The sequence below is a fragment of the Micromonospora sp. NPDC000442 genome, assembly GCF_042898635.1.
Classification (GTDB): domain Bacteria; phylum Actinomycetota; class Actinomycetes; order Mycobacteriales; family Micromonosporaceae; genus Micromonospora.
Genome location: NZ_JBIAYZ010000008.1, coordinates 109129 through 136110, shown reverse-complemented (window position 1 = coordinate 136110; position 26982 = coordinate 109129). Strand labels below are relative to the sequence as shown.

Genomic DNA, 26982 nt, shown 5'->3' with positions numbered 1-26982 from the left:
GCATGATCAACAATGCTGGGTCGCGCAATACCACCGCGGTGCTCGACGACGGTGCCGGCCCGCCGTCGCTCAGCCGACTGTCGGACGCGGACCTGTCGTCCATGCTGCTCATTCGGCATTTCGAGAAAAACCTGCTCAAACTTTTCGAGCAGGGATTCCTGCACGGCACGACACACACCTGTCTCGGGCAGGAGTACGTGCCCGTGGCCCTGACGTCCCTGCTGCACGACCACGACCACGTCTTCAGCAATCACCGCGGCCACGGCCACTACCTGGCCCGGTACGCAGACCCCGAAGGGCTGCTTGCCGAGTTGCTCGGCCGCGCCGGTGCGGTCTGCGGCGGCGTCGGCGGCAGCCAGCATCTGCTCCGCGAACGATTCCTGTCCACCGGCGTGCAGGGGCAGAGCCTGCCGGTCGCCGCCGGCGTGGCGTTGCACCTGAAGCGGTCCACGCCGGGAGCGCTCGCCTGCGTCTATATCGGTGACGGCACGTGGGGTGAGGGCGCGGTCTACGAAGCCCTGAACATCGCCGCCCTGTGGGAGCTGCCGCTGCTCGTCGTCACGGAGAACAACGGCATCGCCCAGTCGACACCGACCGGGCAACAGATGGCGGGCGACATCGGCGGCCGGGCGGCGGCCTTCGGCATCGCGTACGAACGGTTCACCGGCTCCGATGTGACCCGGCTGCGAGCGGCCCTGCGGCCGCTGGTGGAGCACGTGCGTCGGGCGTCACGGCCGCTGGTCGTCGAGTTCGTCACCCACCGCCTCGGCCCGCACAGCAAGGGAGACGACTCCCGCTCCCCGGCCGAGTTGCGCGCGGTCCGCGCGGCGGACTGGGTCGTCGGGTACGCGGCCGGGCATCCCGAGCAGTTCGAACGGATCGACGCGGAGCAGTCGCGGCGGGTCGAACGGGTCGTCGCCGAGGTGCTCGCCCGGCCACTCACGGCGTGGAGCCCGCGGTGACCGCCCCCCGGGTGGCCGGCGATCTCAACACCGCGCTGCACCGGCTGTTCGCCGAGGACGAGCGGGCCATGCTGCTCGGCGAGGACGTCTGCGATCCGTACGGTGGTGCCTTCAAGGTCACGCGCGGACTCTCCACCCGGTATCCCCGCCGGGTGCGCAACACACCGATCAGCGAAGGCGCGCTGGTGGGGGTGGCCAGCGGGCTCGCCCTGGCCGGCGACACGGCCATTGCGGAGATCATGTTCGCCGACTTCGTCACGCTCGCCTTCGACCAGTTGGTCAACTTCGCCAGCAAGTCGACCGCGATGTACGGCCGCGACCTGCAGCTGCGTCTGGTGGTGCGGTGCCCGACCGGTGGGAATCGTGGCTACGGGCCCACCCACAGCCAGACGCCGCAGAAACATCTCATCGGAGTACCCGGGCTGGCCCTCTACGAGGCGTCTCCCTTGCACGACAACCACACGCTGCTCACCCGGATCCTCGACGACGGCGTACCCGCCGTCCTGTTCGAGGGCAAGGTCCTCTACGGCGAACGCATGTTCGCCGGCGGCGTGGTCGACGACCTCTTCGGCTACGACCTCACCGACGGCGTGGCCCGGATCCGCCTGCACGACCCGGTGCCGCCGGACTGCGTACTGATCACCTCCGGAGCGATGGTGCACCGCGCCGTCGAGGCGCTGCGTGAGCTGCTTCTGCACGACGAGATCGTGGCCGAGCTGCTCGTCGTGTCCCGGCTCTACCCGGTGGACCGGGTACCCCTGCTGGGCTTGACCGCAGCGGCGCGGCGGGTGGCGGTGATCGAGGAGAGCACCGCCGGGGGCACGTGGGGTGCCGAGGTCGCTGCGGCTCTGCACCCACCCCTGTGGGGCACCCTGGCCGCGCCGATCCGTTTGATCCATTCCCTCGACAGCATCATTCCCGCCGCAGCCCACCTGGAACGCCAGGTGCTGGTGCAGAGCGACACGATCCGGCACGCCGTCAAGGAGCTGGTCCATGGTTGACATCCGAATCCCCCGGCTGAACACGAACGACGCGTCGTACGTGCTGGTCGAGTGGCTGGTCGACGACGGCGCAACGGTGCAGAGCGGCGCGACGGTGGCGACGGTCGAGACGTCGAAGGCCCTGGAGGATCTGGTCTCCGAGCACACCGGGGTGCTGAACCGCCGGTTGCCGGCCGGCGCCGACTGCCGGCCGGGGCAGGTCGTGGCGGTACTGACGCCGTCGTCGCAGCCGTCGCCGGTCACCGACCCGGGCCGGGAGGAGGCCGACGTTACGCCGCAAGCCCCACGGGCCACGCCCGCCGCCCTGGTGATCACGGAACCCGCGCGGACTCTCATGCGGGAACACGGTCTCGACGAACAGGACCTGGCCACGCTGGGCCGCGCGCTGATCCGCCGCAGCGACGTGGAGGCTCTGCTGGCCGGTGGTCCGGTCGGGCCGCCGCTCGACGCACCGGAGACCACCGCGGCGTCGCGGGAGGACGGCCATGCCCGGCCCGCCCGCTGACCACGACCCGGAGCAGCCGTCCCCCGGCTGGGAGAGCGTCCAGGTGAACGTGGCCGGAGCGCACCTCGCCGGTGCCGTCTGCGCGGACCTGGATCGCCGCACCTTCCTGCACCCCGGCCCGCCGCTGGACGTCGCGGACGCGCCGGCACCGATGCGGTCGGCCATCGTGGGCGCACTGCTCCTCGAAGAACAGGCCGACAGCCCGGCCGCCGCCGAGCGGCTGATCGACCGCCGCGAGGTGCGGCTGGTGCCCTCGGTCGACGCGGGTGCCGTGGTGCCGATGACGGGGGTGCTGTCGCCGTCCATGCCGGTCGTCGTCGTGACGGACACCGACGGGCGGCAGGCGTTCGGGCCGCTGGAGAACGGTGCCGGCGCGTGCCTGCGCTTCGGCTGTCACGAGCAGCAGGTACTCGACCAGATCCGGTGGATCGCCGAGGTCGTCGCACCGGTGCTCGACCAGGTGGCCCGGCTGACACCGATCAACGTGACCCGCATCATGGCCGAGTCCCTGCGACGCGGCGACGAATGTCACGCCCGCACCGTCGCGGGCAGTTCCCTCCTGCTGACCCAGGTCTTCGCCACCCTGCTGGGCCGACAGCTATCGGGCCCGGACGTGGCCCGCGTGGCCCGCTGGTGCCGCGCCAACCTGCACCTGTTCGGGGCATTCGCCACGCCTGCGGCCCGCCTCCTCGCCGACACCGCACACGCGCGCGAGCACAGTCCGATCGTGACGACGCTGGCCTCCAACGGCAACGAATTCGGCATCCGGGTCAGCGGTGCCGGCGACAAGTGGTTCGTCACCGAAGCGCCGGTGGGCGAGGTCGTGCTCTTCGACGGGTACCGCCCGGCGGACGCCCATCCGATCGCGGGTGACTCCTTCGTCATGGAGGTCGTGGGTCTCGGTGCCATGGCGCTCGCCACCAGCCCCGTCGTCGCCGTGCAACTGGGTTGGTCGGCGGCGGATGTCGCGCGGCACACCGCCCGGATGCGCGAGATCACCACCGAGCCGGGCGACCGGTTCAGGTTGGCCGGCGACGAGTTCCGAGGGGCCGCCGCCGGCATCGATGTGCACCGGGTGGCGCGCGCCGGCTTCGGCCCGTCGGTCAACACCGGCATCGTGCACCGCCGGCCGGGCGTCGGCCAGATCGGCGGCGGCATCGCCGAACTGCCCACCGCGCCGTTCCACCAGGCTTCGGCCGTGCTCGGTGCGACCACGGGGGTGTCGTCGTCGCCCGGACGTTAAGGTCCCGTCGGGAGGTGCGGTGATGAGTTTCCGGCTGGCTGCGTACGCCGTGTGCGTCGAGGATGATCGAGTGCTGCTCGCCCGTCACGTGTCGCCGGCTGGTGAGACGACCTGGACCCTTCCGGGCGGCAAGGTGGAGCACGCGGAGGATCCGTTCGACGCGGTGATCCGGGAGGTCGGCGAGGAGACCGGCTACGACGCGGTGGTTGCACGTCTGCTGGGCGTGGACTCCAGAGTCATTCCCGCCACCGAGGCGTGGTCAGGGCAGGTGCACCAGAACGTGGGCATCTTCTACCAGGTCCGCATCACCGGGGGCGTCCTCCGGCCGGAGCCGAACGGTGCGACCGCCGAGTCGGTCTGGACGCCGATACCGGACGTGGTGCACCTGCGCCGGTCCTCCCTCGTCGACATCGGCCTCGCCCTGGCGCGGACGCGTCCGGAGACCGGTCACGTCCCTGCGGTCCCGGCCGGCGGGCTCATTCAGCATTGAGCACTGCTCAGTCGAGACGGGCGCGAGCCACCCACATCTGCCCTGCGGTGCACGGGAACCCTTCCCCCACGCGGATCCGAGCGATGTCCCTGATTCGAGCAGGAAGGTGGCGCGCCGCACGGATACCTGACAGAGCCCTGACAGGTAGCCGTGGGTGGAGCAGCCTCACGAGGCTGCGTCCGAGGGTCGGGCGGTGTCAGGCGTGCAGGGTGGGTCGGTAGGTGAGTTCCTGGGTGCGGCCGTCAAGGGTCCGGCTCTCGATCAGTTCCAGGTCGAAGTCGGCCGCACCCTGGAAGATCGGCTCCGTACCGGTCTGACCCGTGATCACCGGGAAGATTGTCACCTGGACGCGGTCAACCAGACCGGCGGCCATCAGCGCCCGGTTCATCGACAGGCTGCCGTGCGACCGCAGGGGCACGTCGGACTCCTCCTTCATCCGGGCGACGACGTCGACGGCGTCGCCGTGCGCGATGGTCGCCTTCGGCCAGTCGAGAGGACCGTCGAGGGTGGTCGACACCACCGTCGCCGGGAGGTTCCGCATCCGGGTGACCCAGGCGTCCCGCACCTCGGACTCCTCGGTGCTCTCGGCCAGCAGCCGCGCGAACACCCGGTACGTGTCGGCTCCGAAGACCATGCGCTGCTCCACGCTGTACTCGGCGAGGCGGTGCGCGAGCAACTCGGGGCCCTGCTTGCCCCAGTAGCCGCCCCAGTCGCCACTTGTGGTGCCGTAGCCGTCGAGGCTGGCGAAGACGTCGAAGGTGTAGGTGACGGTCATGATGTTCTCCTCGTACGGGTGAGTTCGGTGCGACGCCGCTGTAGGAAGGCGCGTTCGGTCTCGTTGGTGGCCAGCGCCATGGCCTCGTCGTAGGCGGCCCGCGCCGCTGTGTCGCGGCCGAGCCGGGCCAGCAGTTCGGCGCGGGTGGCGGGCAGCCGGTGGTAGCCGGGGAGGTCGATGTCCGCCAACGCGGCGAGGGCCACCGCCGGTCCGTGTACCTCGGCCACCGCGACCGCACGGTTGAGCGCGACGATCGGGGTGGGCGCCAGCGCGAGCAGTTGGTCGTACAGTGCCAGGACCTGTCGCCAGTCGGTGGCGGCGCCGTCGGTGTGCACCGCGCTGATCGCGGCCTGGATCTGGTACGGCCCTGGCCGGTTCCGCCGCAGGCAACGACGGACCAGGTCGTGGCCCTCGGTGATGAGGGTCCGGTCCCACGACGAACGGTCCTGCTCGGCCAGCGGGACCAGTTCGCCGGTCGGGCCGAGCCGGGCCGGGCGGCGTGCCTCGGTCAGCAGCAGCAGGGCGAGCAGGCCGAGCACCTCCGGCTCGTCGGGCATCAGCGCGGCGAGTTCGCGGGCGAGCCGGATCGCCTCGGCGCACAGGTCCGTCCTGATCAGCGGCCCGGCGGTGGTCGTGTAGCCCTCGTTGAACATCAGGTAGAGCACGGTGAGCACGGGCGGTAGCCGATCCGGCAGTTCGTGTTCGGCGGGCACCCGGTACGGGATGCCGGCGTCGCGGATCTTCTTCTTGGCGCGCACGATCCGCTGGGCGACGGTCGCCTCCTGGATCAGGTACGCCCGGGCGATCTCTGGTACGTCGAGGCCGCCGAGGAGGCGGAGCGTGAGGGCGGTACGCGCGTCGGGGGCGAGCGCCGGGTGGCAGCAGGTGAAGATGAGTCGCAGTTGGTCGTCCCGCACCGGTCCCACCTCCTGGGGCTCGTCCTGTTGGTGCAGTAGCAGGGATTCGGCGTGCCGGGCCTCGCGGGTCGTCTCCCGGCGGAGCCGGTCGACGGCCCGGTTCCGGGCGGTGGTCACGATCCAGGCGCCGGGATTCGGCGGCAGGGTCTGCCACTTCTGCAGCGCGGTGGTGAAGGCGTCCTGCACCGCCTCCTCGGCGAGGTGGATGTCGCCGAGGAGGCGGGCCAGAGTGGCGACGCAGCGGCCGTACTCCGCGCGGTAGACGCTCGCCAGGTCCATGTCGGGTGACCGGCCCTGATTCAGGCCTGGGACAGGTCGTCGAACGGGCGGACCTCGATCGGGCCGCAGGCCGCGGCGCACTTCTCGGCCCAGGCGAGCGCCTCGTCCAGGTCGGCGCACTTGATGACCCAGAAGCCGGCGATGTGTTCCTTGGTCTCGGCGAACGGCCCGTCGCTCATGGTGGTGGCGCCGTTCTCGATCCGCACGACGGTGGCACTGTCCGGTGTGCGGAGCCCGCCGCCGAAGACCCAGGCACCGGCGGCCTGCATCTCGTCGTTGACCCGACCGGTCTCCCTGAACATGGTCTGCATCTCCTCGTCGGACGGCTCCGGCGCGCCCTCGACGAAATGCACGGACAGCAGGTACTGCTTCATGACGATCCTCCGGTAGCTCGATGGGTGGGTGTGGTCAGGCGGCCAGGCGGCGCGCGACAGCGGGGATCACGATCGCGGCCGCGACGAGGTGGGTGACCATTAGCAGGGCCTTGGTGGCCGGACCGGCGTCGACGATCACATCCGGCACCAGCGACAGCACGGTCAGCACCACCGTCGTTCGGACGAAGGTGCGCCGCGGACGGCGGGCGAATCGGGACAGCAGCGTGGCGATGACCACGCCGAGCAGCGAGAAGACGGCGGTCAGCACGCCGAACCCGGTGACCGGGATCGGGGCGCCGCCGATGTCGAGGCTGACGCCCGCCGCGTTGCCGGCGGCGGCGACGGCCATCGTGGCGGCGCTGGCGGCAGCCGTGGCGGTGACACCGGTCCCGATCAGCGCACCGATGGCCGACATGGTGGTGCGGGTGCTGTTCGTGGTGGTGCTCATCGTGCCCTCCAGGAGGCGTATCGCCCGGCTCGGTGCCGGGCTCTCACCAGAGCTACGAAGACGATCAACCCCGATCGACAGGTACGCCAGGATTCTTTGAGAAAGTTCAGTCCGGCGCGGGTTGCGGTCTGGCTTTCTGCGGATGGAACGTCTCGTGACGGGCCAACATGGCGACGAACTCGCCGATCTTCCGTTCCTGGTCCCGCTTCCGGGCCTGCCCGTCGATCCAACCGAAACACAGGGCCTCGTCGACCGCCTGCTGCCAGGTCAGGGTGGTGACCGAGCTGCCCTTCCTGGTCAGGGCCGGCCAGACGCCGGGCGACGTGGCGTGGTTGACCGACAACCAGGCAGGCAGGGCGTCGGCGTCCGGCACGATCAACTCATCCAGTTCGGTGCTCGCCATGGCAGCAGACTAGGGCGGTTCGCCGGCCTGAGGCAGGCGGGGCGCAGCGCGCGTCTTCGGCAAGTGCGGGCGGATTACGTCTGGCTGACATGACGCTTGCCGGCCGTACGGTGTCGTCCCGCCGGAGCGGCGGCCGAGGTTCTGACGAGGCGGCACGGGTAGCGTCGGCAGCATGTCGTTGGAGGCCGTCGGGGCGCTGCGGGAGCCGGTGCGCCGGGCAGTGTACGAGTACGTCGTCGCGCGGGCGGAACCGGTGAGCCGTAACGAGGCTGCCGAGGCGGTGGGCATCGGCCGTACCCTGGCCGCCTTCCATCTGGACAAGCTGGCCGAGGCGGGGCTGCTGGAGACGGCCTACGCGCCGCGCAGCGGTGGGCCGGGTGCGGGCCGGCCGGCCAAGCTGTACCGCCGGTCCGCCGCCGAACACGCGGTGACGCTGCCGCCGCGCGACTACCGGCTGTTGGCCGATGTGCTGGCGGCTGCGGTCGAGCGGTCCGGTGTGGAACCGGCGGTCCATGCGGCGGCCCGCGAGGTGGGCGCGAAGCTCGCCGGTGGAGAGGTGTTCGAGCGCCTGGGGACGCTCGGCTACGAGCCGTTCGTGGACGCCGACCGGACGATCCGGCTGCGTAACTGTCCGTTCCACGCACTGGCCCAGGCGTACCCCGCGCTGGTCTGCGGTCTGAACCTGGCACTGCTCGACGGTCTGGTGGATGACCGCTGGGACGTTCGGCTCGACCCCGGACCGACCGGGTGCTGCGTCGCGATCCAATCTAAAGACAATCAGGATTGACATAGAATGTAGGCTTGGTCGCATGGCCGACCATCACGTGGCGCAACTGAACATCGCTCGGCTGCGCGCTCCTCTCGACAGCCCCGAGCTTGCCGACTTCGTCGCCCTGCTCCCCGAGGTCAACGATCTGGCCGAGCGTTCGCCGGGTTACGTCTGGCGACTACAGGACGAGTCCGGCGACGCGACCGCGCTACGGCCCTTCGAACCGGACATCATCGTGAACCTGACCGTGTGGCAGTCGATCGAGTCGCTGCGTGGCTTCGTGTACCGGACCGCGCACCTGGAGCCGATGCGCCGACGGCGGGAGTGGTTCATCCCGCTCGACCGGCCCCATCTCGTGCTCTGGTGGATTCCCGCCGGCGTCCTGCCGACACTCACCGAGGCCGCCGAACGGCTGGAACTGCTGGGCAGTGGCCCGTCGCCGGAGGCGTTCACCCTCCGCGAGCCGTACCCCGCGCCCGGCGAGCGGGCCGCGTGAGCGCCTGGGCAGACGGCGGCGAACAGGGTCGGTGGCGGCCCGCACCTCATGATCGTGCGTCGAACTCGGAGCGGGCCTGAAAGACGCGGTCCATGTGGGTCTCTGCCCAGGTCTTGATCGCGACCATCAGCGGAAGCAGGTCGTGTCCGATCGGGGTGAGGGCGTAGTCGACGCGGGCCGGCACCGAGGCGGTCACGGTACGGGTGAGCAGACCATCGCGTTCCAGCGTGCGCAGGGTCTGGGTGAGCATCTTCTGACTGACCCCGGCGATGCGGCGGGCAAGTTCGCTGTGCCGCTGCGGACCACCGGCGAGCGCCGCGATGACCAGCGCCGCCCACTTGTCGGTGAGCGTGCTCAGCAGTTGCCTGGTCGGGCAGGCCGCGAGGAAGGCGTCATAGTCGCGTTTGGCCTGTTCACGTCGTTGCTCAGCGGTCGTCGTCGCCATCACCCACCACCTCGCCGGTGCCCTAGGAACTTTCAGGTACCTACTTTCTGACAGTGCCCAAGGGTACCTACCGTGGTGGCGACCAGGACATTGAGCGGAGGCACGGCGATGCGCGCAGTCAGCTATGCACAGTTCGGAGGGCCGGAGGTTCTGCGGGTGGTGGCGGATGTGCCGGTGCCGGAACCGGGACCGGGACAGCTGCGAGTACGGGTGGCCGCATCCGTGCTGCACCCGGTCGACCTCATGATCCGCTCCGGTCGATTCCCGGCACCGCTGCCGGTCGGGCTGCCGTACGTGCCCGGCTGGGATGTGGCCGGGACGATCGACGCGATCGGCCCGTCGGTCGGCGGCTTCACTCTGGACGACGAGGTCATCGGCTTCTCACCCTGGCTGCGGACCACGGTCGGCGCGCACGCCGAGTACATCGTCCTCGACGCCGCCTGGCTGACCACCGCACCCACCGGGATTGCCGCCACCGAGGCCGCCACCCTGCCGACCAACGGCCTCACCGCCGCGCAGGCCCTCGATCTGCTCGCGCTTCCGGCGGGCTCGTCCGTGCTGGTGACCGGTGCCGCCGGGCAGGTCGGCGGATTCACCTTGGCACTGGCCCGAGTCGCGGGCCTGCACGCCACCGGGTTGGCGGGGGCCGACGACCGCGAGTTCGTCGAGTCGCAGGGAGCGGCGTTCGTGCCACGCTCGGAGGATCCGGCCCGGGCGGCGGCGGGCAGCTTCGACGCGGTCGTCGACCTTGCGGTGATCGGGCCGTCGCTGATGGAGCTGGTCAGTGACGGCGGCGGTTATGTGGCCGCCTCACCCCCGCTACGCCCGGAACCGGTACGAGGGATCCGGACGTTCGCACTTGAGGTGCTACCGGACGGCACCCGGCTCGGTGAACTGGTGAAACTGGTGGAACGCGGCGAGATCCCGCTACGGGTGGCCGGGGTCTACTCGTTCGCGGAGGCGGCGACCGCGCACCACCGACTGGCCCAGGGTGGCGTGCGGGGCGGCGTCGTGATCGTTCCCTGACCCCGCCCGGAATCACCACCCCACTCCGACCTCGCCTCGAACCTCGGCTGAGGAGCGGACACCTGGGCGACAGCCGGGAACGGTCTGCTCCACCCCGCTGAGGCGGGTGCTGTCAGTCGATGTGGCCGCTTCGAGCGCGACGTGAGGCGCGGGCGTCGCGCGCGGCGCTCAGCCGGCCGGTCGCCGGGCAGGTCCGGTCTTCGATCAGGTGATCGGCGCGGGTAGCGTGAGGCGATGGAGGGCGCAGGGCCTCGACGTGGCGCTGACCAGAACGTCGTGCGCGAGGTGAACAGATCGCTCGTACTCGCTGCCCTCAGAGCGGGCGGACGGATCTCGAGAGCCGGCATCGCGCGGGTCACGACGTTGGCCAAGCCGACCGTTTCCGCGATCATCGACGAGCTGATCGCCGACGGTCTGGTCCGGCAGGTCGGCCGAGGGGCCACCGCGGTCGGTGGCGGCCGCCCACCGATCCTGCTGGAGTTCAACGCCGCCTCGCACCTCGTCGTCGGCGCGCACATCGGCGCCCGGCGTACCACGGTGGCGGTAAGCGACGCCGACGGGCACGAGCTGGGGCGCAGTGAGTTCGACACTCCGACCGGCGAGCCCGAGACGGTGCTGGGAGAGGTTGCGGCGCAGGCGACGCGCGTCGTCGGGGCGGCGGTTCCGGACGGGCGGATCGCCGCCGTCGGTGTGGTGCTGCCCGGGCTCACCGACTTCCACCGCGGTGTCTGCCTGCTGGCGCCGAACCTCGGGTGGCGCGACGTACCCGTCGGCGAGGTGTTGACCGCCGCGCTCGACGTGCCGGTCTACCTGCACAACGCCGGTCAGGCGGCGGCGGTCGCGGAGCATCTCGAAGGCGTCGGCGGCAAGGTCGGGGACCTGGCGTTGCTGTACGTGGGTACCGGCCTGTCGGCGGCGGTGCTCTGCGCCGGACAGGTGCTCCACGGTACCGGCGGCACGGCCGGCGAGATCGGACACTGCCGGATGCCGGGCGGTACCGTGCCGTGCAACTGCGGCAACGTGGGTTGCCTGGAGACGGTGGCGTCCGGGCCGGCGCTGGTCCGGCTCGCGCGGGAGGCGATCGCGGCCGGCCGGGTGTCGGTGCTGGACGACTGCTTCGACGTGCGGGACGTGGCCGCCGCCGCGCGCTGCGGTGACGCCGTGGCGACCGAGGCGGTGACGGAGGTGGGTCGCAACCTGGGTCTGGCCGCATCGTGGGTCATCAACGCGTACAACCCGGCGATCCTGGTTCTCGGCGGTGGCCTCGCCGCGATCTCCGATCTGCTGCTGCCCAACCTGCGGGCGACGGCGACGGAGTGCGCGCTCGGACCGGCTCGGCGTGCTGTGGAGATCCAGGTTTCCACCCTCGGCCGTGACGCGGAGGTACGCGGTGCGGTGCTGCTCGCGTTGCAGCATTCCGCGACGTACGACCGGGTGGTGCTCCGGTCCTGAACTCGCGGACCGGCATCGCCCGACCACTTTGGAAGGTCATTGAACTAACTGGTTCGTGCCCGTAGAGTCGGCCGCGACAGCATCGCTCGAGTGCCTCGACCCACCGGCACCGGACCACTGTGGAGCGTGCGATGACACTTGTTGCCGGCGTCGACTCGTCCACCCAGTCGACCAAGGTCGTGGTGTGCGACGCGGACACCGGCGAGGTGCTCCGCGAGGGTCGTGCCCCGCACCCCGACGGGACCGAGGTCGACCCGCACCTGTGGTGGGCCGCCTTCGAGCGGGCCAGCGCAGGGCTGCTGGACGGCGTGGCCGCGATCGGCGTCGGCGGGCAGCAGCAGGGCATGATCTGCCTCGACGAGGCTGGCGAGGTGGTGCGTCCCGCGCTGCTGTGGAACGACACCCGCTCGGCGCGCGCCGCGGTCGACCTCACCGGCGAATTCGGAGGTCCGCAGGCGTGGGCCGACGCGGTCGGGCTGGTGCCGGTGGCCAGCTTCACGGTCACCAAACTGCGCTGGTTCGCCCGCACCGAGCCGGAACTCGCGGCCCGGACCAGCACGGTGCTGCTGCCGCACGACTGGCTCACCCACCGGCTGCGCGCGGGCGGGGGAGAGCCGACGACCGATCGCGGCGAGGCCTCCGGCACCGGGTACTGGTCACCGGCGACCGGAGAGTACCGGCGGGACCTGGTGACGCTCGCCTTCGGCCGGGACGTGGCGCTGCCCCGCGTCGCCGGGCCCGCCGAGACGGTCGGCGAGACCGCCTCCGGTGCGATGCTCGCGGCCGGCACCGGCGACACCATGGGCGCGGCACTCGGCGTCGGCCTGCGACCCGGCGACGTGGTGGTGTCGCTGGGCACCTCGGGGTGCGCGTTCGGGGTGAGTGAGGTGCCGACCGCCGACCCGCGCGGGCTGGTGGCCGGTTACGCCGACGCGACAGGTCGGTTCCTGCCGCTGGTGTGCACGCTCAACGCGGCGAGGGTGCTGGTCGCGGTCGCCGACCTGCTGGGCCGGTCGCTGGCCGAACTCGACGAGTTGGCGCTCTCGGCGCCGCCCGGCGCGGACGGGCTGACGCTCCTGCCGTACCTGGACGGGGAGCGCACCCCCAACCTGCCCGACTCCCGCGGTCTGCTCGCCGGGCTGACCCGGGCGAACGCGTCGGCGGCGAACCTGGCGCGGGCCGCGGTGGAGGGCATGCTCGGTGGCCTCGCCGACGCCCTCGACGCCCTCCGTGCCCAGGGCATCCCGGTCGACCGGGTGCTGCTGATCGGCGGCGCGGCCAGGTCACGCGCGGTACGGGCGGTCGCACCGGCACTGTTCGGCGTGCCCGTGTGCGTACCGAGCCCCGGCGAGTACGTCGCGCTCGGCGCGGCACGCCAGGCGGCCTGGGCACTGTCCGGTGCAGCCGATCCGCCGCAGTGGCCGGTCGCGGCCGAGGAGGTGGCCGCCGACGGCACCCCGGGGGTGTACGAACGCTATGTCGACGTCCGCCAACGGGCACTCCGGCTGCTGACCTGACGGAAAGCGCCCGCTCGGCGAATCGGCGACGCCTTTTCATTCATCACCAACAATGATGACGCCAGCCTCGGTGCGGGCGATCGTACTATACGCGCTGGCTCGATTTGACAATCGTCTCATGGTTCTGGACGGCAGCGGGTGTTAATTTTGCACACTTGCCACGAGGGCTGACCAATCCGCGCACCGAATGTTGACAGCGCTCGTGCTCAGAAGCGGGTCGAAACTCCCTGACCAAGTCATTCGTAGGTGGTAGAAGATGCATTGACAGGTTTGGTGGCCGACGCTACTGTTTGCAACTGGGTTGGTACGGCACCACGAGGTGCCGCGGCGGTCGCAGTGTGTCCCGACTTCGGGGAGCGTTTTTGGACATCCGCGAAATGCTGCCACACATCAGCCGACGCCCCTCGCGCAAAATGTTGTCGCGACGGATTCAACTCACCTTTTCGGTCGGGCAGGGTCGGCGCTGACGCTGCTATTGGACACCACGGCGAGCTGCTTCAGGGTGCCCTCCATGACGGCTCGGTGAGCCTCGTCATGGCTTGGTCGCGATGCCCGTCGGTGTCTTCCGGGTCATGACACATGCCGGCATCATCCGTACCGAAGTGTTGCGTGCGGAGCTGGCCAAGACGGAAGGATGGGGATGAGATCCTCAGTGTTGGAGGAGATCACCGCGGGAGTCGAACAGCCGCAGATCGTCCGACTGGGGCCCAACCTCTTCGGCGTCGTGTTCGCCTTGATGAAGATGATCCCGGCACGCTACATCCTGCGGCAGGCTGTCGCGCGCGGCGACATCGGTCCCGACACGCTCATCGTGGAGACCACCTCGGGCACGTTCGGACTCGCCCTCGCCATGCAGGCCGCGCTGCTGCGCCGACGCCTGATCCTGGTCAGCGACCCGGTGATCGATGACGAACTCCACCGGCGGCTGACCGACCTCGGTGCAACGGTGGAGATCGTCCGGCACATGGCGGCAAGCGGCGGCTACCAGGGATCGCGACTGGAACGGCTCGCCGAGATCCGCGCCGAACACGACGACTCGTTCTGCCCCGAGCAGTATGCGAACCCGGACAATCCCCGCTCCTACCGCCTGGTGGCCGAGTTGCTCACCGAGGCCCTGCCTCAGGTCGACATGCTGATCGGACCGGTCGGGTCGGGCGGATCCATGTGCGGCACCGCGTCCTTTCTCCGATCGGTCAATCCCGACCTGCGGCTGGTCGGCGTCGACACACACCGCAGTGTGCTCTTCGGCCAGCCCGACGGAGCGCGATCCCTGCGCGGTCTGGGAAACAGTCTGATTCCGTCCAACCTCGACCACACCGCGTTCGACCAGGTGCACTGGTGCAGCGCTGGTCAGGCATACCGGGCCACCCGGAAACTGCACCGCGAGCACGCCGTCTTCCAGGGGCCGACCAGCGGCGCCGCCTTTCTCGTGGCCGAGCGTACGGCGATGACGAACCCCGACGCGGTGACCGTGGTCATGCTGCCCGACCAGGGCTACCGCTACCAGTCCACCGTCTACGACGACCGGTGGCTGGCCGAGCAGGGGCACTCGACCGACCCGACCGGGGACCGGCCGGTGGAGACGAACCACCCCCGTGCCGAGCACGCGGAGTGGTCCTGGTTCAACTGGGGACGACGGAGCCTGCGCGAGGTCCTCGAACACCACGGCACCAGCAGCGTGGCGGCGCGATGAGCGACACCGGCCGGATCAAGGAGCCGATCGGCCTGCGGACGCAGCGGCAGATCTACGGTGAGCCGACGCCGGCCGAGATCGCCGAGGAACTCGACCGCACCACGCTGGTGGATCTGGCTCACGTGGTCATGCTCCGCGAGCGGCGGCTGATCGAGCCCGAGGCGGCGGTCGCGCTGGCGACGCTTATCGAGCAGCTACGCGACAGCCGGTTCGCCGCCCTCGCCGACGCCCGCATGCCGCGCGGGCTGTATCTGGCCTACGAGCAGTACCTCACCGCGGAACTCGGCGAGGACATCGGCGGCGTACTGCACACCGGACGGTCCCGCAACGACATGAAGGCCACGGTCACCCTCACCCGGTTGCGCGAGTGGCTGCTGACCTTCCTGCAGGAGACGACGAGGCTCGTCGCGGTGCTGCTGAGCCGGGGCCGCGAGTACCGCGACGTCGTGATGCCGGTGCACACCCACTACCAGGCGGCAATGCCGATCACCTACGGCTACTACCTCACCGGCGTCGCGGCCGGGCTGACCCGGGAGATCGAGTCGGCCTGGGACTCGGCCAGAGGACTACGGCGCTGCCCGATGGGCGCCGGTGCGGTCGCCGGAAGCGACCTGCCGATCGATCCGGCGCGGGTCGCCGCGCTGCTGGGATTCGAGGAACCACCGGTGCACGCCCTGGACGCCATCGCCAGCCGGGACGTGTCGCTGCGGCTGCTGGCGGACGCCACCGGGGTGGCCGTCGTGCTCAGCCGGCTCGGCACCGACCTGCAGCTGTGGAGTACCGAGGAGTTCGGCTTCATCCAGTTTCCCGACCGCCTCGTCGGTGGCAGCTCGGCGATGCCGCAGAAACGCAACGCCTTTCTGCTGGAACACGTCACGGCCGCCGTGGGGAGGGTGAGTTCGTCCTGGGTGGGCGCGGTCACCGCGATGAAGGGCGCACCCTTCACCAACTCCATCGAGGTCGGCACCGAGGCGGTCGGACTCGCCTGGCCGGGTCTGCGAGCCGCCACCGACGTCGTACAGCTGGGTCAGGTCCTCGTCAGCGGCGCCCGACCACGTCCCGGTCGGATGCGACAGCGGGCGGTGGAGGGGATCACCACGGCCACGGCGGTGGCCAACCGACTGGTCCACGATGGCATGCCCTTCCGGACCGCGCACCACACCGTCGGCGCGGCCATCCGGGAGCTGCTGGCCGACGCCGGTGGCGAGCCGATCGGCTCCGACTGGGTGGCGCGGCGGTTCCCGGCCGCCGCCAAGGTCGCCGACCCGGCGGTCGCGGTGAGCCTCACCGACGCCGGCGGTGGCCCCGGTGACTGGCAGCGCGGATTCGACGACGTGTACGGCCGGTTGCGGGTCCTGCGCGACGGGACTCTGCGGGAATTGACGCGGCTGACCGCCGCGCGCGCCGAACTGGACGGCGCCGTTGGTGCGCTGCGGTCCGGCCGGACCGTATCCGACCGGCAGAAGGAGGATCGGTGGACACCTCGGCGGTGATGGTGTTCGTGGAGAGCAACACCACGGGGACCGGACGGCTCTACTGCCGCGCGGCGCGGCACCGGGGCCTACGTCCGGTGATGCTCGCCCGCGATCCGTCCCGGTACCCGTACCTGCACCAGGACGGGATTCAGTCGCTTGTGCTCGACACCGGCGACGTCGAGGCGGTCGCGGGCGCCTGTCAGCAGCTGGGGTCGGTCGCGGGCGTCACCTCCAGCTCCGAGTACTTCGTCCCGGTGGCCGCCGGGGCGGCACTGCGGCTGGGTCTCACCGGCCCCGATCCCGTCGCCGTCGAGCGGGCCCGGGACAAGGGGCGGCAACGGGAGGCGCTGCTGGCGGCGGGCGTACCCGTGCCCGACTTCCGCGTGATCCGTAATCCGGCCGAGGCGAAGGTGGTCGCGGCCGAACTCGGCTGTCCCGTGGTGGTGAAGCCGGTGCGGGGCTCGGGCTCGGTAGGGGTGCGGCTGTGCCGTACCGACCGCGAGGTCGTCGAACACGCGACCCGGTTGTTCGCCACCAGGGTCAACGAGCGGGGTCTGCCGGTCGAGCCGAGAGTCCTGGTCGAGCGCTTTGTCAGCGGTCCCGAGTTCTCCGCGGAGTTCTTCGACGGTGAGCCGGTGGGCCTGACCGCCAAACACCTCGGCCCGCCCCCACACTTCGTCGAGACCGGTCACGACTTCCCCGCGGAACTGGAGCCGGCGGCGGCTGCCGCGCTGACCGGGTGCACCCGCGCCGCGCTACAGGCGCTCGGTCTCACCTGGGGCGCGACGCATACCGAGCTTCGGCTGAGCCCCGACGGCCCGATGATCATCGAGGTGAACCCACGCCTCGCCGGCGGTCTGATCCCTGAGCTGGTGCGCGCGGCCCTCGGCATCGACCTGGTGGACTGCGTCATCGCGCGGGCAAGCGGCGACCTGCCCAAACTGCGTCCGCTGCGCCACGGGCACGCCGCGATCCGATTCCTGATCGCGCCGGCAAGCGGGGAGATAGCCGAGATCGACGGGGTCGAGCCGGCAGGACGGGCCGCCGCGGTCCGCGCGATCAACATCGGCGTGGCGGTCGGGGATCGCGTCACGGTGACCGGGGCGTTCACCGACCGGATCGGCTCGGTCATCACCGCTGCCGACACCGGCCCCGAGGCCGCCCGACAAGCCGACACGGCGCTGAGTCAACTGACCGTACGGCTCGCCGAACAGTCCGAGGACTGAGTGACCGCGGCCCGGTCCGCCGACGCCCCACGCACCGACGGGACCGGTCCGGGTGGGCGGTACCCTGCGGCTACCGGGGCGGACCCGGCCCGGCCGGAGAGGATCGCGCAGCTCGTGGATGACATCGTTTCGCTGGTCCGGCCAGAGATCTACGCGATGCGGCCCTACAGTTCGGCGCGCGTCGAGGCCGAGCAGGCCGCCCGGATCCACCTCGACGCGAACGAGAACCCCTATCCGCCGTACCCGGGCGGGGCCGAGCAGGAGGGCCTCAACCGGTACCCGGAACCGCAACCGCCGTCGCTGCTTGGCCGCTTCTCCGAGATCTACGGACTGCCGGTGGAACAGCTCTTCCTGTCGCGCGGCGCGGACGAGTCCATCGACCTGCTGGTCCGCGCGTTCTGTGCGGCCGGTCGGGACGGCATCCTGATCACGCCGCCGACCTTCGTCATGTACGAGACGGCCGCGGCCATCCAGGGCGCTGCGGTGTGCCGGGTGCCCCTGGTGTCCGGGTCGTACCAGCTCGACGCCGACGCGATGCTGGCCGCCTGCGACGCCGACCCGGGGATCAAGCTCGTCTTCGTCTGCTCACCGAACAACCCGACCGCCAACCTGATGGACCGGGCAGCGGTACTGCGGCTCGCCGAGCGGCTGCGCGGCCGGGCGATGGTGGTGGTCGACGAGCTCTACCTCGACTACTCGGGACAGCCGTCACTCGCGGGCGACATCGCCGAGCATCCCAGTCTCGTCGTCGTGCGCTCGCTGTCCAAGGAGTACAGCCTCGCCGGTGAGCGCTGCGGCATCACACTCGCCCATCCGGAGGTCATCGGGGTACTGCGCCGCATCATGCCGCCGTACCCCCTCACCGTCACGGCGATCCGCGCGATCGGCGCGGCGATCTCACCCGCGGGCATCGCCCACGGCCGGCGCAACATCGAACGCATCCTCGCCGAGCGGGATCGCGTGCGCAACGCCCTGACGCAGCTGCCGGCCGTGATCGAGGTGTTTCCGTCGGACGCGAATTTCCTGCTGCTGCGGACCGAGGAGCCGCAGCGGCTGTGCGCCGCCCTGGCCGCGCAGGGCATCAGGCTGCGGGACCGCAGCAGCGTGATCGACGGCGGCGTCCGGCTGTCGATCGGCACCCCCGAGGAGAACGACGACCTGCTCCGGGCCCTCAAGCTGCACGGCTGAGGGCCCGGAGCAGGCCGACCCGGGCTCCGGCTGCCCGCACCGGACCCGGAGATCGGGCCGGTAGCGGCGAGGGCGGGACCGTCGTGGCGGCGGCCACGCCCTCACCGGCCGGGCTCAGGCCACGGTGGGTTGCCGCAACGCCTGCCAGGCGCCGAAGCCGCCGAGCAGGTCGGAGACGTCGGTACGGCCGGCCTCCCGCAACAGGCTGGCCGCGACCGAGGAGCGGTAGCCCCCGGCGCAGTGCACGACGACGGGCCGGTCGTCGGGCACCTCGTCGAGTCGCCGGGGCAGTTCGGCCAGCGGGATGTGCAGCGACCCGTCGATGGCGCCCTGCTCGCGCTCGCTGGCGTTGCGCACGTCGAGCACGCGCGGCGGCTCGGCCCGGTCGAGGGCGTCGCGCAGCTCGGTGGCGGTGACCCGGCTGGCCGGGGTCAGCTCGGCGACCATCTCGCGGAACGCGTGCTCGGGGTCGCGTAGGTAACCGGCGACATGGTCGAAGCCGATCCGGGCGAGGCGGGTCACGATCTCCTCCTCGCGGTCCTGGTGGGCGACGACGAGGATGGTGCGCTCCGGTGCCACGACGCTACCGGCGGTCTCGGCGAAGCGGCCGTCGGCGGGGATGTTGATCGCGCCACGGAGGTGCCCGGCGGCGTACTCGTGCGGGTCGCGGGTGTCGACGACGATGGCGCCGTCGGCCCGGGCGGCGAGGAACTCGGCGGGGGTGAGCGGCCGGGCGGCGCGGGCGTGGTCGAACAGCTCGCGGGCCTTGCGGTTGAGCACCGCGTCGAAGGCGAAGTACCCCGGTGCCGCCGGCTGACCGCCGGTGACCAGCGCGACGAACTGTTCCTCACTCATCGGCGCGCAGGCGTAGTTGGTGCGGCGCTGCTCGCCGATGGTGGACTGCCGTTCGGTCGACAGGTTCTTGCCGCAGGCCGAGCCCGCGCCGTGGGCCGGGAAGACCCGCACCTGGTCGGGCAGGTTCATGAGCTTGTGGTGCACGCTGTGGTAGAGCATGCTGCCCAGCTCGTCGGCGGTGACGCCGAGCGAGGCGAGCAGGTCGGGCCGGCCCACGTCACCGATGAACAGCGCGTCACCGGTCAGCACTCCGTACGGGACGGTGTCGTCGGCGTGCTCGTACACCAGCACGCTGATCGACTCCGGGGTGTGGCCGGGTGTTTCCAGGATCTGCAGGGTCACCTCGCCGAGGCTGATCCGGTCGCCGTCGGTCAGCTTGCGGATCGGGTACTCGGTCTCGGCGCGTCGGCCGTACCCGATCCAGGCGCCGGTCGCTGCCGCCACCTCCAGATGGCCGGCGAGAAAGTCGGCGTGGAAATGGGTGTTGATCACTCCCTCGATGGTGAGCCCCCGGGACCGGGAGTCGGTGAGGTACTCCTCGATGTCGCGGCGCGGGTCGACCAGGACCGCCCGGCCGGTGGTGTCGTCGGCGATCAGGTACGACGCCTGGGAGAGGCAGTCCAGGTAGTACTGGGTGAACAGCACGGTCAAACTCCTTCACAACGAGCACGGTTGATGGGTTCTGTTCCTGTATACCCCGGGGGGTATGCAGTGGGCAAAGTGCTACGATCCGGTCTCCGGCGGGGTCACCTCCGCCACGAGTTCGGGTGCCCAGCACTGGTGGCCGCAGCGGCCCGCGTGCACGGCGAGGATGCGGGTGCCCGGCAGCCGGGCGGCCAACCGGGACAGGCCGGCACGCAGTTGGCGATGATGCTCGGCCACGCTGACCGGGTTCCCCGCGCAGTCGGAGTGCGCGGCGACGACCAGGGTCGCGCTGCCGTGGGCGCGCTGGGAGACCCGCACCTTGTCGAGAAGGGCGTCCAGTCGGGCCTCACCCGTGGTGGCCAGCACCGCCTCCGGCCCGGGCTCGGTGATGGTGTCGAGGTACTCGACGTCGAGATGTTGTCGCACCCACTCGTCGAGGGGGCGCTGGATGCGGCCGTCGATGCAGCTCAGCAACGTGGCGAACCGGTCGGGCACGGCTAGAACACCTCCTGTGGTGACGGCGGCCGTACGGGTGTGCCGGGCACCGGCTGCGTCACCCCGCCGCCGGTGGCCGTCAGCGCTGCGGTCAGGTCAGGGTGCACCTGACCGGCGCCATGCACCGTCTGCCACACGCCGGCCCGCCCGAGCAGGTCACGCACCGGCCCACGGACCGTTGCCAGGTGCAGCGCCACGCCCCGGGACGCGAGACGTTGGTGCAGCTCGGCGACGGCGTGGGCACCGTCGACATCGGTGTCGCTGATCGCGCTCGCGTCGAGCACCAGTGACGTCAGTTCCGGCCGTTGCTCGGCCAGGCTGAGCAGCCGGTCCTCCAGGAACTGGGCGTTGGCGAAGTACAGCGGCCCGTCCACCCGGACGATCGCGACCCGGGGGTCGGTGACCAGGCCCGCGTAGCGCGCCACGTTGCGGTACGTCTGCGTGCCCGGCACCCGGCCGAGTTCGGCCAGATGCGGCCGGGCCGAACGCCACAGGAAGACCGCCAGGGCGAACGCCACGCCGGTGGCTAGACCGGGTTCGACCCCGAACAGCAGGGTGACCACGAAGGTGAGCGCGAGGGTCAGGCCGTCCGAGCGGCGGGTCCGCCACGCGGTCACCGCCGACCGGCGGTCGACCAGCCCGAGCACCGCGACCACCACGATGGCGGCGAGCACCGCCTTGGGCAGGTGGTGGAAGGCCGGCGTCAGGAACACCGCGGTCAGGGCCACCATCAGGGCGGTGACCACACTGGCCAGCGGGGTACGTGCCCCGGCGGAGAAGTTCACCGCGCTGCGGGAGAAACCGCCGGCCACCGGGAACGCCTGGAACAGGCCGGCCGCGACGTTTGCCGAGCCGACCGCCGCGAGTTCCTGGTTGGGGCTGATCTGCTGGCGGCTCCGCGCCGCGAGGGACTTGGCCACGGCGATGCCCTCCATGTAGGCGACAAGTGCGATCGCCACGGCGGCGGGCAGCAACGCCGTCACGTCCGAGCCGCCCAGGGCGGGGACGGCCGGGGCGGGCAGCCCGCCGGGGACCTCGGTGAGGATCCGTACGCCGTGCGTGCCGAGGGCGAATGCGGCGCTGGCCACGGTGACGCCCGCCACCACGAGCAGGGCGCCGGGCAGTTTCGGCAGGTAGCGGCGCAGCAGCAGCAGACCGGCGACGCTGGTCAGCGAGACGAGGACCGTCAGCGGGTGGACGGTGGTGGCCGAACGCCAGAGCGACGCGGCGATCTCCGGAAAGGTCTCCGCGCGCCCGGCGTCGAGTCCGAGCAGGTCCTTCACCTGGCTGGCCGCGATCACGATCGCGGCGGCGGAGGTGAACCCGGACAGCACCGAGTGGGACATGAAGTTGACCAGGGCACCGAGCCGGAGCACACCCATCAGCACCTGGATCGCGCCGACCAGCAGGGCGAGCAGGCCGGCGAGGGCGGCGTAACGGGCGGGGTCGCCGCCGGCGAGAGGAGCCAGTGCGGTGCCGGTCATCAACGCGGTGATGGCCACCGGCCCGACGGCCAGCGATCCGGAACTGCCCAGCAGCGCGTAGACCAGCAACGGCACGATCGAGGCGTAGAGGCCGGTGACCGGGGGCATACCGGCCAGCGCGGCATAGGCCATGCTCTGCGGCACCAGCATGACCGCCACGGTCAGACCGGCGATCAGGTCGTGGCGCAGGGTGTGGCGGTCGTAGTGGCGCAACCATCCGAGCAGGGGTACCACCCGGGCCACGCCGGAGCGGTCCTGCCGGACGTCCGTACCGTTCACGCCTGTTGCCGTTCGTTGCGCAGCCGCGCCAGGGACCGGTCGACGTCGCAACCGGCGCCGCGGTTGTAGGGCAGTCGGGACAGCATCGCGCCCATCGCGCAGGTGTCGGTCAGGGCGGCGAAGGTCAGGCCGGCGCCGATGAAGCCGGCCACGAATCGGGCGGCGGGCACCCAGACACTGGCGATGACGGCGAGCAGCACGACCCCGCCGGCGACGAGGCGGACCTGGCGTTCCAGACTCCACCGCTGCCGGCCGCGCTCGACCGCCCCGCCCGCGGCGACCCAGGCGTTCATGCCGCCGGTGATGACGGTGGCGTCGGTCAGACCGGCGTCGGCCAGTCGGGTGCAGGCCGTCGTGGCCCGGTTGCCGGACTGGCACATCAGCAGGATCCGGCCGCCCGCGTCGTTGACGATCCGACCCAGGTGCGCGTCGACCTGGTCGAGCGGCAGGTTGATCGAGGCGGGGACGTGCGCGGTCTCGAACTCGCCCGGGGTACGCACGTCGACGATCAGCACGTCGGGGTTGTTGGCGATCAGGGCTCGTGCGGTGGGCACGTCGATGGTCGGGGAACTGCTCCTGGCGGTCACGGGACACTCCATCCTCAGGCTCGGCTATATACCCCTGGGGGTATCTTGCCTCGAGTATTGACCAAGAATCGGTGAACCGCAAATGACCCCCGGGTCGCTCGTGGTCAGCCGGCGGGAAATACCCCCCGGTGTACTGTTGTTCGACGACGTGGGAAGGGGTGGGGAATGCAGGTCGACGAGGATGCGGTCGGTGACGTGGTCAAGCGACTTCGCCGTGCCGAGGGTCAGATTCGCGGCGTCATCGGCATGCTCGAAGACGGCCGGGACTGCGCCGAGGTGGTGACCCAGCTCGCGGCGGTCTCGCGGGCGCTGGACCGCGCCGGCTTCAAGATCATCGCGAGCGGTCTGGAACAGTGCGTCAGCGGCTCCGCCGGGGAGGACCGCAAGGCCAACCTCGAACAGATGGAGAAGCTCTTCCTGTCGCTGGCCTGAGTTCCGCCGTCGAGCCACCGCGCCCGATGGCCTCAGATCCGCGCGAGGATCCAGCCGGCGAGGGTGTCCAGGTAGCCGTGGGCGAAGGTGCCATCGGGACGGAGCAGCCGATGATCGGCAGCCGGGAAGACCTGCACGGTAAGCGTCGCCCGGGGATCCCGGTCGGTGCGGCAGGCCGCGCCGCCGAACAGGTGGACGCTCTCCGCGACCGGCACGATCTGGTCGGCGCCGCCGAACGTGGCCAGGTGTGGGCAGCGCAGCCGCACCTGGTCGGGGACCGGGTCGTGGTCCTGCTTGCGCTTCATGAACTCCCACAGCCGCTCGTCCACGTCATGCCAGTACGCGGGCAGGCCGGCGGGCATCTCGGTGCGTACGATCCGGGTCGCCTCGGCGAAGCTGGCGCCGCGCCGACCGGCCGCCACGAGCCGGTCGTGCAGCGCCAATACCCGGTCGATGTCCGCCTCCACCACCTGACCGACCTGCCGCAGCAGGTTGGCCAGCGCGTAGCGGTCCTGCACGGCCGGGGACATCCCCGGGCAGCCACTCGTGACCACGAACGCGACATCGGTCACCAGCGCTGCGGCGGCCCGTAGCCCGACCCACCCGCCCTCGCTGTGGCCGACAATGCCCACGGCCCGCCCCTCGATCGCGGGCTGGGCCCGCAGGAAGCGGACGGCCGCGTCCGCGTCGGCCGCCAGGTCGTCCAGGGACGAAGCGATCCAGTCGCCGGACGAGGCGCCGACACCGCGCTTGTCGTACGACAGCACCGCGATGCCGGCCTCGAGCAGATGCTGACGGATCGGTGGGAACAGCACGTCGTTGTGGCGATCGGCCGGCCCGGAGCCGCCGATCATGACGACGCCGGGCCGCCGGCCGGGGTGATCGGGCACGCTCAGGGTGCCCGCCAGCCGGACGTCACCGTGGTGGAACGTCACCTCACAGGTTCCGGTGCCAACGCCCATGGAACGCAGTGTGCTGGGAGCCGTCAATGCCGGCCCGCCCCCCGCCGCAGGCCCCGCAGTCGACCGTACGGAAGGTCGCTCGTTGCGTCAGCGGAAGCCGGCCAGCAGGAATGCCGCGAAGCCAGCCAGCGCCAGTGGCAACGCCACGGCGAGGGCCAGCGCGCGTTGCCGGTTCGTCCGCCCGGCCAGGGCGAGCACCAGCAGGCCGAGCGCGATCCTGATCAGGGCGTCCCAGATCGGGTCGTCGCCGTAGTTCGGGTGGCCGATCCGGCGGATCTCCAGTCCCGCCTCGGCGAACAGCACCGCGGCCGGCAGCGCCGGCCCGACGATCTGTTGCCAGCCGGGCCGGTGTGCCCACACTCCCGCGACGCCGAAGAGCACTCCGGCGAGGACACCGAAGCACATCCAGAGCAGGGACGTCGGTGCCCACAGCACGGCCCAGTCGTCGCCCTGCACCAGGGCCGCCGTGGCGTAGTAGCCGGGCACCGCGACCACGAGTGCGACGGCGGCGCCCACCGCCGCGCGCAGCCGGCCCGACCGGACCCAGAGGCCGAAGAAGAACGCGGCGACCGCCCACACCGCGCTGGAGTTGCCCAGGTTGCCGACGGGATACGGCACGTATTTGATCCAGATGAAGTCGAGGCAGCCGAGCAGCAGACCGCCCAGTACCGCCGCGAGCGCCACCTGCCGGTTGTCGGGTTCAGGCCGCATGCCGGGTGAGCATACCGGGTATGCACCGGCCCCGCACATCGAGGGTCAACGCGGTGCGACGCCGTTGCGGTAGGCCCAGACGACCGTCTGGAGCCGGTCCCGCACGCCGATCTTGGCCATGGCGCGGCCGAGATGCGACTTGACCGTGCTGGTCTCGATGAACAGCTCGTCGGCGATCTCGACGTTCGACAGGCCGTGGGCGAGTAGACCGATGATCTCGACCTCCCGCGCGGTGAGCTGATGCGCGGCGGCGGCATCGGTCGCCGGTGCCGGGGTACGGCGGGCGAACTCGGCGACCGCCGTGGCCAGGGCCGCGCCGACTCGTACGCGGCGCAACCGGGATCGGGTTGGGCGAGGTCGGGTAACGGTCTCGTGGGTCACGGTCCGCTGCCACCTTCCGGGCCGCACGGGTGTCCGGAAAGCTTCCGTACGGCGTCACCCGGGGCCTGGTGCCAGCCTGCGTGAGCGCCGTCGGCGCGACATCTGGCGCAGGACGGCATTCGACTTACGACCTGAGTAGCAACCCGGGGCGGTGTCGCATACCCGCCCGCCCTGCCGGGTACGTCGATCAACGAGGACGTTCTGGGGGCGGTGCGCCGACCGTCGACGAGGTGGACCTGGGGATGCGTGGTGCGTGCCCGCACGGCCGGGATGGGGGAGCGAGGATGTCGATGCGTAACTGGTTTGCGGGCGTGGGGCTGGTGGCGCTGGCCGTGGGAGCCGCAGGTTGCGGTGGCACGAGTGCCACCGACGAGGTCTCCCCGTCGCCGACGGCCACGAGGACGCCGATCGCCGAGGCCACCACGGCGGTGCCCATGCCCACGGCGTCGGCGCCGACCAGCCCGGTGCCGACCGCCACCCCGGCGGAGTTGTCCGGTACCCGCCAGATCACCATCACCCGGGTCGACGGCTTCGAGGCGGGACTGTCGTTGACCGACGACGGCCGCCTGGCCGAGGTGGAGGACGACAGCGGTCGGCAGTTGTTCGTGCCGACCCCGCTGAGCGGGCAGAACTTCCTGATCCGGTCGTACCGTGGGGCCGGCGGTGGCCCCGGCACCGGTGAGCCGGTCTGCTGGCAGGTCCGCAACCCGGGCGGCGGCCGACCGCTGGTGGTGGAAGGTGCCGCCTGCCGGGAGGACGAGCCGCGCCAGCAGTTCACCATCTCCGCCGCCGACGCGGACGAGGGGTTCCTGATCAGCAACAACTCGGCCTACCTGCGGACGTCGCGGGACTCCGGGCTGATCCTGGAGGCGTTGGGCGACGCGCCACCGGCGAGCAGCTTCCGGTTCAACGACAACGGCCCGGCACCCGACCGAAACTGATCACTTCGCCGCGCGGCTCCGCACCGCGGCTCCGCGATTCCCACCTTCGTCGGGGTCGCTGCGGAGGCGGTCCAACTCGGCGAGGTACATCGCCTGCATGCGGTCGTAGTGCCGGACCAGCAGCGAGACCTCCTCGACGCTGTAGCCCTCGATGAGCCGCTCCGCCCGCTCGGCGAACCGCTCGTACGGTCGCGCAAACTCGGCGGTCCGCTCGGGCCGCAGGGTGACGATCACCCGCCGCCGGTCCGCCGGATCGCGCTCGGCCGTCACGTAGCCCGCCTGCTGGAGCCGGCGGAGCATGCTGGTCACCGCCCCGGTGGTGAGGTTGGTCCGCTCGGCGACCTGCCCCGCGGTGGCGGAGCCGACATCGGCCAGGTGGTCCAGGCACTCCAGGTCGCTCACGGTGAGGCCCAGCCGCTCCGCGATGGCGTACCGGAACACCATGGACAGCCGCGACGTCTCCCGCCCGGCGCGCATGAGGTCGGCGATCGCGGAGGCACGGGCCGGCTCGTGGGACATGACGCCA

At 71.2% G+C, this 26982-nt stretch carries 29 protein-coding genes and 1 pseudogene; 16 read left to right on the top strand and 14 right to left on the bottom strand.

What is annotated here, in order from left to right; all coding sequences use genetic code 11:
* The first annotated feature begins 2 nt into the window (after positions 1-2).
* Genes ACFY2A_RS15290 through ACFY2A_RS15270 form a run of 5 tightly spaced genes read left to right on the top strand, consistent with a single transcriptional unit; the run spans position 3 to position 4201 of the window.
* Entirely contained in the window at positions 3-962 is a 960-nt protein-coding gene (locus ACFY2A_RS15290; protein ID WP_387172013.1) for a thiamine pyrophosphate-dependent dehydrogenase E1 component subunit alpha, read from the top strand.
* On the top strand, positions 959-1963 hold the full coding sequence (locus ACFY2A_RS15285) for an alpha-ketoacid dehydrogenase subunit beta (RefSeq protein WP_387172011.1): 1005 nt from the start codon (positions 959-961) through the stop codon (positions 1961-1963). Before ACFY2A_RS15290 ends, ACFY2A_RS15285 begins: the two co-directional genes overlap by 4 nt.
* Entirely contained in the window at positions 1956-2468 is a 513-nt protein-coding gene (locus ACFY2A_RS15280; protein ID WP_387172009.1) for a biotin/lipoyl-containing protein, read from the top strand. Before ACFY2A_RS15285 ends, ACFY2A_RS15280 begins: the two co-directional genes overlap by 8 nt.
* Positions 2449-3711 (top strand): DUF1116 domain-containing protein, encoded by a 1263-nt coding sequence (locus ACFY2A_RS15275; protein ID WP_387172007.1) that lies wholly within the window; start codon positions 2449-2451, stop codon positions 3709-3711. Before ACFY2A_RS15280 ends, ACFY2A_RS15275 begins: the two co-directional genes overlap by 20 nt.
* A gap of 22 nt (positions 3712-3733) precedes the next feature.
* On the top strand, positions 3734-4201 hold the full coding sequence (locus tag ACFY2A_RS15270; RefSeq protein ID WP_387172005.1) for an NUDIX hydrolase: 468 nt from the start codon (positions 3734-3736) through the stop codon (positions 4199-4201).
* A gap of 196 nt (positions 4202-4397) precedes the next feature.
* On the opposite strand, the gene ACFY2A_RS15265 is transcribed toward ACFY2A_RS15270, so the two are convergent.
* From ACFY2A_RS15265 to ACFY2A_RS15245, 5 genes and pseudogenes are all read right to left on the bottom strand, one after another.
* Positions 4398-4976 (bottom strand): dihydrofolate reductase family protein, encoded by a 579-nt coding sequence (locus ACFY2A_RS15265; protein ID WP_387172003.1) that lies wholly within the window; start codon positions 4974-4976, stop codon positions 4398-4400.
* Entirely contained in the window at positions 4973-6172 is a 1200-nt protein-coding gene (locus tag ACFY2A_RS15260) for an RNA polymerase sigma factor (protein ID WP_387172001.1), read from the bottom strand. Before ACFY2A_RS15260 ends, ACFY2A_RS15265 begins: the two co-directional genes overlap by 4 nt.
* A 20-nt stretch (positions 6173-6192) precedes the next feature.
* Positions 6193-6546 carry a YciI family protein gene (locus ACFY2A_RS15255; protein WP_363924314.1) on the bottom strand — a complete coding sequence of 118 codons (354 nt, stop codon included), beginning with the start codon at positions 6544-6546 and terminating at the stop codon, positions 6193-6195.
* 34 nt (positions 6547-6580) lie between these two features.
* Entirely contained in the window at positions 6581-6994 is a 414-nt protein-coding gene (locus ACFY2A_RS15250) for a DUF6069 family protein (protein ID WP_387171999.1), read from the bottom strand.
* Between the two features lie 193 nt (positions 6995-7187).
* A pseudogene (locus ACFY2A_RS15245) lies at positions 7188-7397 on the bottom strand (YdeI family protein); the annotation flags it as partial.
* Between the two features lie 172 nt (positions 7398-7569).
* On the opposite strand from ACFY2A_RS15245, the gene ACFY2A_RS15240 reads away from it, so the two are divergent.
* Positions 7570-8184: a helix-turn-helix transcriptional regulator gene (locus ACFY2A_RS15240; RefSeq protein ID WP_387171997.1), complete on the top strand. Its 615-nt coding sequence runs from the start codon at positions 7570-7572 to the stop codon at positions 8182-8184.
* A gap of 22 nt (positions 8185-8206) precedes the next feature.
* A complete protein-coding gene (locus ACFY2A_RS15235) occupies positions 8207-8662 on the top strand; it encodes a DUF3291 domain-containing protein (protein ID WP_363924310.1) in 456 nt (151 codons plus the stop codon).
* A 46-nt stretch (positions 8663-8708) separates the two neighbouring features.
* Here ACFY2A_RS15235 and ACFY2A_RS15230 read toward each other — a convergent pair whose 3' ends face one another.
* Positions 8709-9107, bottom strand: coding sequence for a helix-turn-helix domain-containing protein (locus ACFY2A_RS15230; RefSeq protein WP_363924309.1), 399 nt, complete (start codon positions 9105-9107; stop codon positions 8709-8711).
* A gap of 108 nt (positions 9108-9215) precedes the next feature.
* Between ACFY2A_RS15230 and ACFY2A_RS15225 the strand changes: the two genes are divergently transcribed.
* The 7 genes from ACFY2A_RS15225 (at position 9216) to hisC (ending at position 18684) form a co-directional block, all read left to right on the top strand.
* Entirely contained in the window at positions 9216-10133 is a 918-nt protein-coding gene (locus ACFY2A_RS15225) for an NADP-dependent oxidoreductase (RefSeq protein ID WP_387171994.1), read from the top strand.
* A 234-nt stretch (positions 10134-10367) separates the two neighbouring features.
* On the top strand, positions 10368-11585 hold the full coding sequence (locus ACFY2A_RS15220; protein ID WP_387171992.1) for an ROK family protein: 1218 nt from the start codon (positions 10368-10370) through the stop codon (positions 11583-11585).
* A gap of 131 nt (positions 11586-11716) precedes the next feature.
* The gene (gene xylB, locus ACFY2A_RS15215) at positions 11717-13102 is read left to right on the top strand and encodes a xylulokinase (RefSeq protein WP_387171990.1); all 1386 of its coding nucleotides are present in this window, start codon (positions 11717-11719) and stop codon (positions 13100-13102) included.
* Between the two features lie 640 nt (positions 13103-13742).
* On the top strand, positions 13743-14795 hold the full coding sequence (locus tag ACFY2A_RS15210) for a pyridoxal-phosphate dependent enzyme (protein WP_387171988.1): 1053 nt from the start codon (positions 13743-13745) through the stop codon (positions 14793-14795).
* Positions 14792-16288, top strand: coding sequence for an argininosuccinate lyase (locus ACFY2A_RS15205; RefSeq protein ID WP_387171986.1), 1497 nt, complete (start codon positions 14792-14794; stop codon positions 16286-16288). Before ACFY2A_RS15210 ends, ACFY2A_RS15205 begins: the two co-directional genes overlap by 4 nt.
* Positions 16270-17496 carry an ATP-grasp domain-containing protein gene (locus tag ACFY2A_RS15200; protein WP_387171984.1) on the top strand — a complete coding sequence of 409 codons (1227 nt, stop codon included), beginning with the start codon at positions 16270-16272 and terminating at the stop codon, positions 17494-17496. Before ACFY2A_RS15205 ends, ACFY2A_RS15200 begins: the two co-directional genes overlap by 19 nt.
* Before the next feature lie 114 nt (positions 17497-17610).
* Positions 17611-18684, top strand: coding sequence for a histidinol-phosphate transaminase (gene hisC, locus ACFY2A_RS15195; protein WP_387171982.1), 1074 nt, complete (start codon positions 17611-17613; stop codon positions 18682-18684).
* Between the two features lie 114 nt (positions 18685-18798).
* Here hisC and ACFY2A_RS15190 read toward each other — a convergent pair whose 3' ends face one another.
* From ACFY2A_RS15190 to ACFY2A_RS15175, 4 genes are all read right to left on the bottom strand, one after another.
* Entirely contained in the window at positions 18799-20184 is a 1386-nt protein-coding gene (locus ACFY2A_RS15190; protein WP_387171980.1) for a rhodanese-like domain-containing protein, read from the bottom strand.
* 78 nt (positions 20185-20262) lie between these two features.
* Complete coding sequence (locus ACFY2A_RS15185; RefSeq protein WP_387171978.1) at positions 20263-20679, bottom strand: carbonic anhydrase; 417 nt, start codon at positions 20677-20679, stop codon at positions 20263-20265.
* A gap of 2 nt (positions 20680-20681) precedes the next feature.
* Positions 20682-22442 (bottom strand): SulP family inorganic anion transporter, encoded by a 1761-nt coding sequence (locus tag ACFY2A_RS15180; protein ID WP_387171976.1) that lies wholly within the window; start codon positions 22440-22442, stop codon positions 20682-20684.
* Positions 22439-23029 (bottom strand): rhodanese-like domain-containing protein, encoded by a 591-nt coding sequence (locus ACFY2A_RS15175; protein WP_363924298.1) that lies wholly within the window; start codon positions 23027-23029, stop codon positions 22439-22441. Before ACFY2A_RS15175 ends, ACFY2A_RS15180 begins: the two co-directional genes overlap by 4 nt.
* 165 nt (positions 23030-23194) lie before the next feature.
* Here ACFY2A_RS15175 and ACFY2A_RS15170 point away from each other — a divergent pair, with 165 nt between their 5' ends.
* The gene (locus ACFY2A_RS15170) at positions 23195-23461 is read left to right on the top strand and encodes a metal-sensitive transcriptional regulator (RefSeq protein WP_099846331.1); all 267 of its coding nucleotides are present in this window, start codon (positions 23195-23197) and stop codon (positions 23459-23461) included.
* 32 nt (positions 23462-23493) lie between these two features.
* Here ACFY2A_RS15170 and ACFY2A_RS15165 read toward each other — a convergent pair whose 3' ends face one another.
* From ACFY2A_RS15165 to ACFY2A_RS15155, 3 genes are all read right to left on the bottom strand, one after another.
* Positions 23494-24423, bottom strand: a complete 930-nt coding sequence (locus ACFY2A_RS15165; protein WP_387171973.1) for an alpha/beta hydrolase family protein — start codon at positions 24421-24423, stop codon at positions 23494-23496.
* An 87-nt stretch (positions 24424-24510) separates the two neighbouring features.
* Positions 24511-25134, bottom strand: a complete 624-nt coding sequence (locus tag ACFY2A_RS15160) for a DUF6518 family protein (protein WP_387171971.1) — start codon at positions 25132-25134, stop codon at positions 24511-24513.
* A gap of 45 nt (positions 25135-25179) precedes the next feature.
* The gene (locus tag ACFY2A_RS15155; RefSeq protein WP_387171969.1) at positions 25180-25470 is read right to left on the bottom strand and encodes a response regulator transcription factor; all 291 of its coding nucleotides are present in this window, start codon (positions 25468-25470) and stop codon (positions 25180-25182) included.
* 329 nt (positions 25471-25799) lie between these two features.
* Between ACFY2A_RS15155 and ACFY2A_RS15150 the strand changes: the two genes are divergently transcribed.
* A complete protein-coding gene (locus ACFY2A_RS15150) occupies positions 25800-26456 on the top strand; it encodes a hypothetical protein (protein WP_387171967.1) in 657 nt (218 codons plus the stop codon).
* Here the strand turns inward: ACFY2A_RS15150 and ACFY2A_RS15145 are convergent, their stop codons facing one another.
* Positions 26457-26975, bottom strand: a complete 519-nt coding sequence (locus ACFY2A_RS15145) for a MarR family winged helix-turn-helix transcriptional regulator (protein WP_387171965.1) — start codon at positions 26973-26975, stop codon at positions 26457-26459.
* Between the last annotated feature and the right edge of the window lie 7 nt (positions 26976-26982).

Bases quoted from the DNA above. Each gene is read 5' to 3' on its own strand.
- ACFY2A_RS15205 (WP_387171986.1), top strand. From the start codon at position 14,792: ATGAGCGACACCGGCCGGATCAAGGAGCCGATCGGCCTGCGGACGCAG.
- xylB (WP_387171990.1), top strand. From the start codon at position 11,717: ATGACACTTGTTGCCGGCGTCGACTCGTCCACCCAGTCGACCAAGGTC.
- ACFY2A_RS15225 (WP_387171994.1), top strand. From the start codon at position 9,216: ATGCGCGCAGTCAGCTATGCACAGTTCGGAGGGCCGGAGGTTCTGCGG.
- ACFY2A_RS15160 (WP_387171971.1), bottom strand. From the start codon at position 25,134: ATGCGGCCTGAACCCGACAACCGGCAGGTGGCGCTCGCGGCGGTACTG.
- ACFY2A_RS15280 (WP_387172009.1), top strand. From the start codon at position 1,956: ATGGTTGACATCCGAATCCCCCGGCTGAACACGAACGACGCGTCGTAC.
- ACFY2A_RS15145 (WP_387171965.1), bottom strand. From the start codon at position 26,975: ATGTCCCACGAGCCGGCCCGTGCCTCCGCGATCGCCGACCTCATGCGC.
- ACFY2A_RS15235 (WP_363924310.1), top strand. From the start codon at position 8,207: ATGGCCGACCATCACGTGGCGCAACTGAACATCGCTCGGCTGCGCGCT.
- ACFY2A_RS15165 (WP_387171973.1), bottom strand. From the start codon at position 24,423: ATGGGCGTTGGCACCGGAACCTGTGAGGTGACGTTCCACCACGGTGAC.
- ACFY2A_RS15290 (WP_387172013.1), top strand. From the start codon at position 3: ATGATCAACAATGCTGGGTCGCGCAATACCACCGCGGTGCTCGACGAC.
- ACFY2A_RS15170 (WP_099846331.1), top strand. From the start codon at position 23,195: ATGCAGGTCGACGAGGATGCGGTCGGTGACGTGGTCAAGCGACTTCGC.
- ACFY2A_RS15250 (WP_387171999.1), bottom strand. From the start codon at position 6,994: ATGAGCACCACCACGAACAGCACCCGCACCACCATGTCGGCCATCGGT.
- ACFY2A_RS15275 (WP_387172007.1), top strand. From the start codon at position 2,449: ATGCCCGGCCCGCCCGCTGACCACGACCCGGAGCAGCCGTCCCCCGGC.
- ACFY2A_RS15265 (WP_387172003.1), bottom strand. From the start codon at position 4,976: ATGACCGTCACCTACACCTTCGACGTCTTCGCCAGCCTCGACGGCTAC.
- ACFY2A_RS15270 (WP_387172005.1), top strand. From the start codon at position 3,734: ATGAGTTTCCGGCTGGCTGCGTACGCCGTGTGCGTCGAGGATGATCGA.
- ACFY2A_RS15220 (WP_387171992.1), top strand. From the start codon at position 10,368: ATGGAGGGCGCAGGGCCTCGACGTGGCGCTGACCAGAACGTCGTGCGC.
- ACFY2A_RS15210 (WP_387171988.1), top strand. From the start codon at position 13,743: ATGAGATCCTCAGTGTTGGAGGAGATCACCGCGGGAGTCGAACAGCCG.
- ACFY2A_RS15255 (WP_363924314.1), bottom strand. From the start codon at position 6,546: ATGAAGCAGTACCTGCTGTCCGTGCATTTCGTCGAGGGCGCGCCGGAG.
- ACFY2A_RS15150 (WP_387171967.1), top strand. From the start codon at position 25,800: ATGTCGATGCGTAACTGGTTTGCGGGCGTGGGGCTGGTGGCGCTGGCC.
- ACFY2A_RS15260 (WP_387172001.1), bottom strand. From the start codon at position 6,172: ATGGACCTGGCGAGCGTCTACCGCGCGGAGTACGGCCGCTGCGTCGCC.
- ACFY2A_RS15240 (WP_387171997.1), top strand. From the start codon at position 7,570: ATGTCGTTGGAGGCCGTCGGGGCGCTGCGGGAGCCGGTGCGCCGGGCA.
- ACFY2A_RS15230 (WP_363924309.1), bottom strand. From the start codon at position 9,107: ATGGCGACGACGACCGCTGAGCAACGACGTGAACAGGCCAAACGCGAC.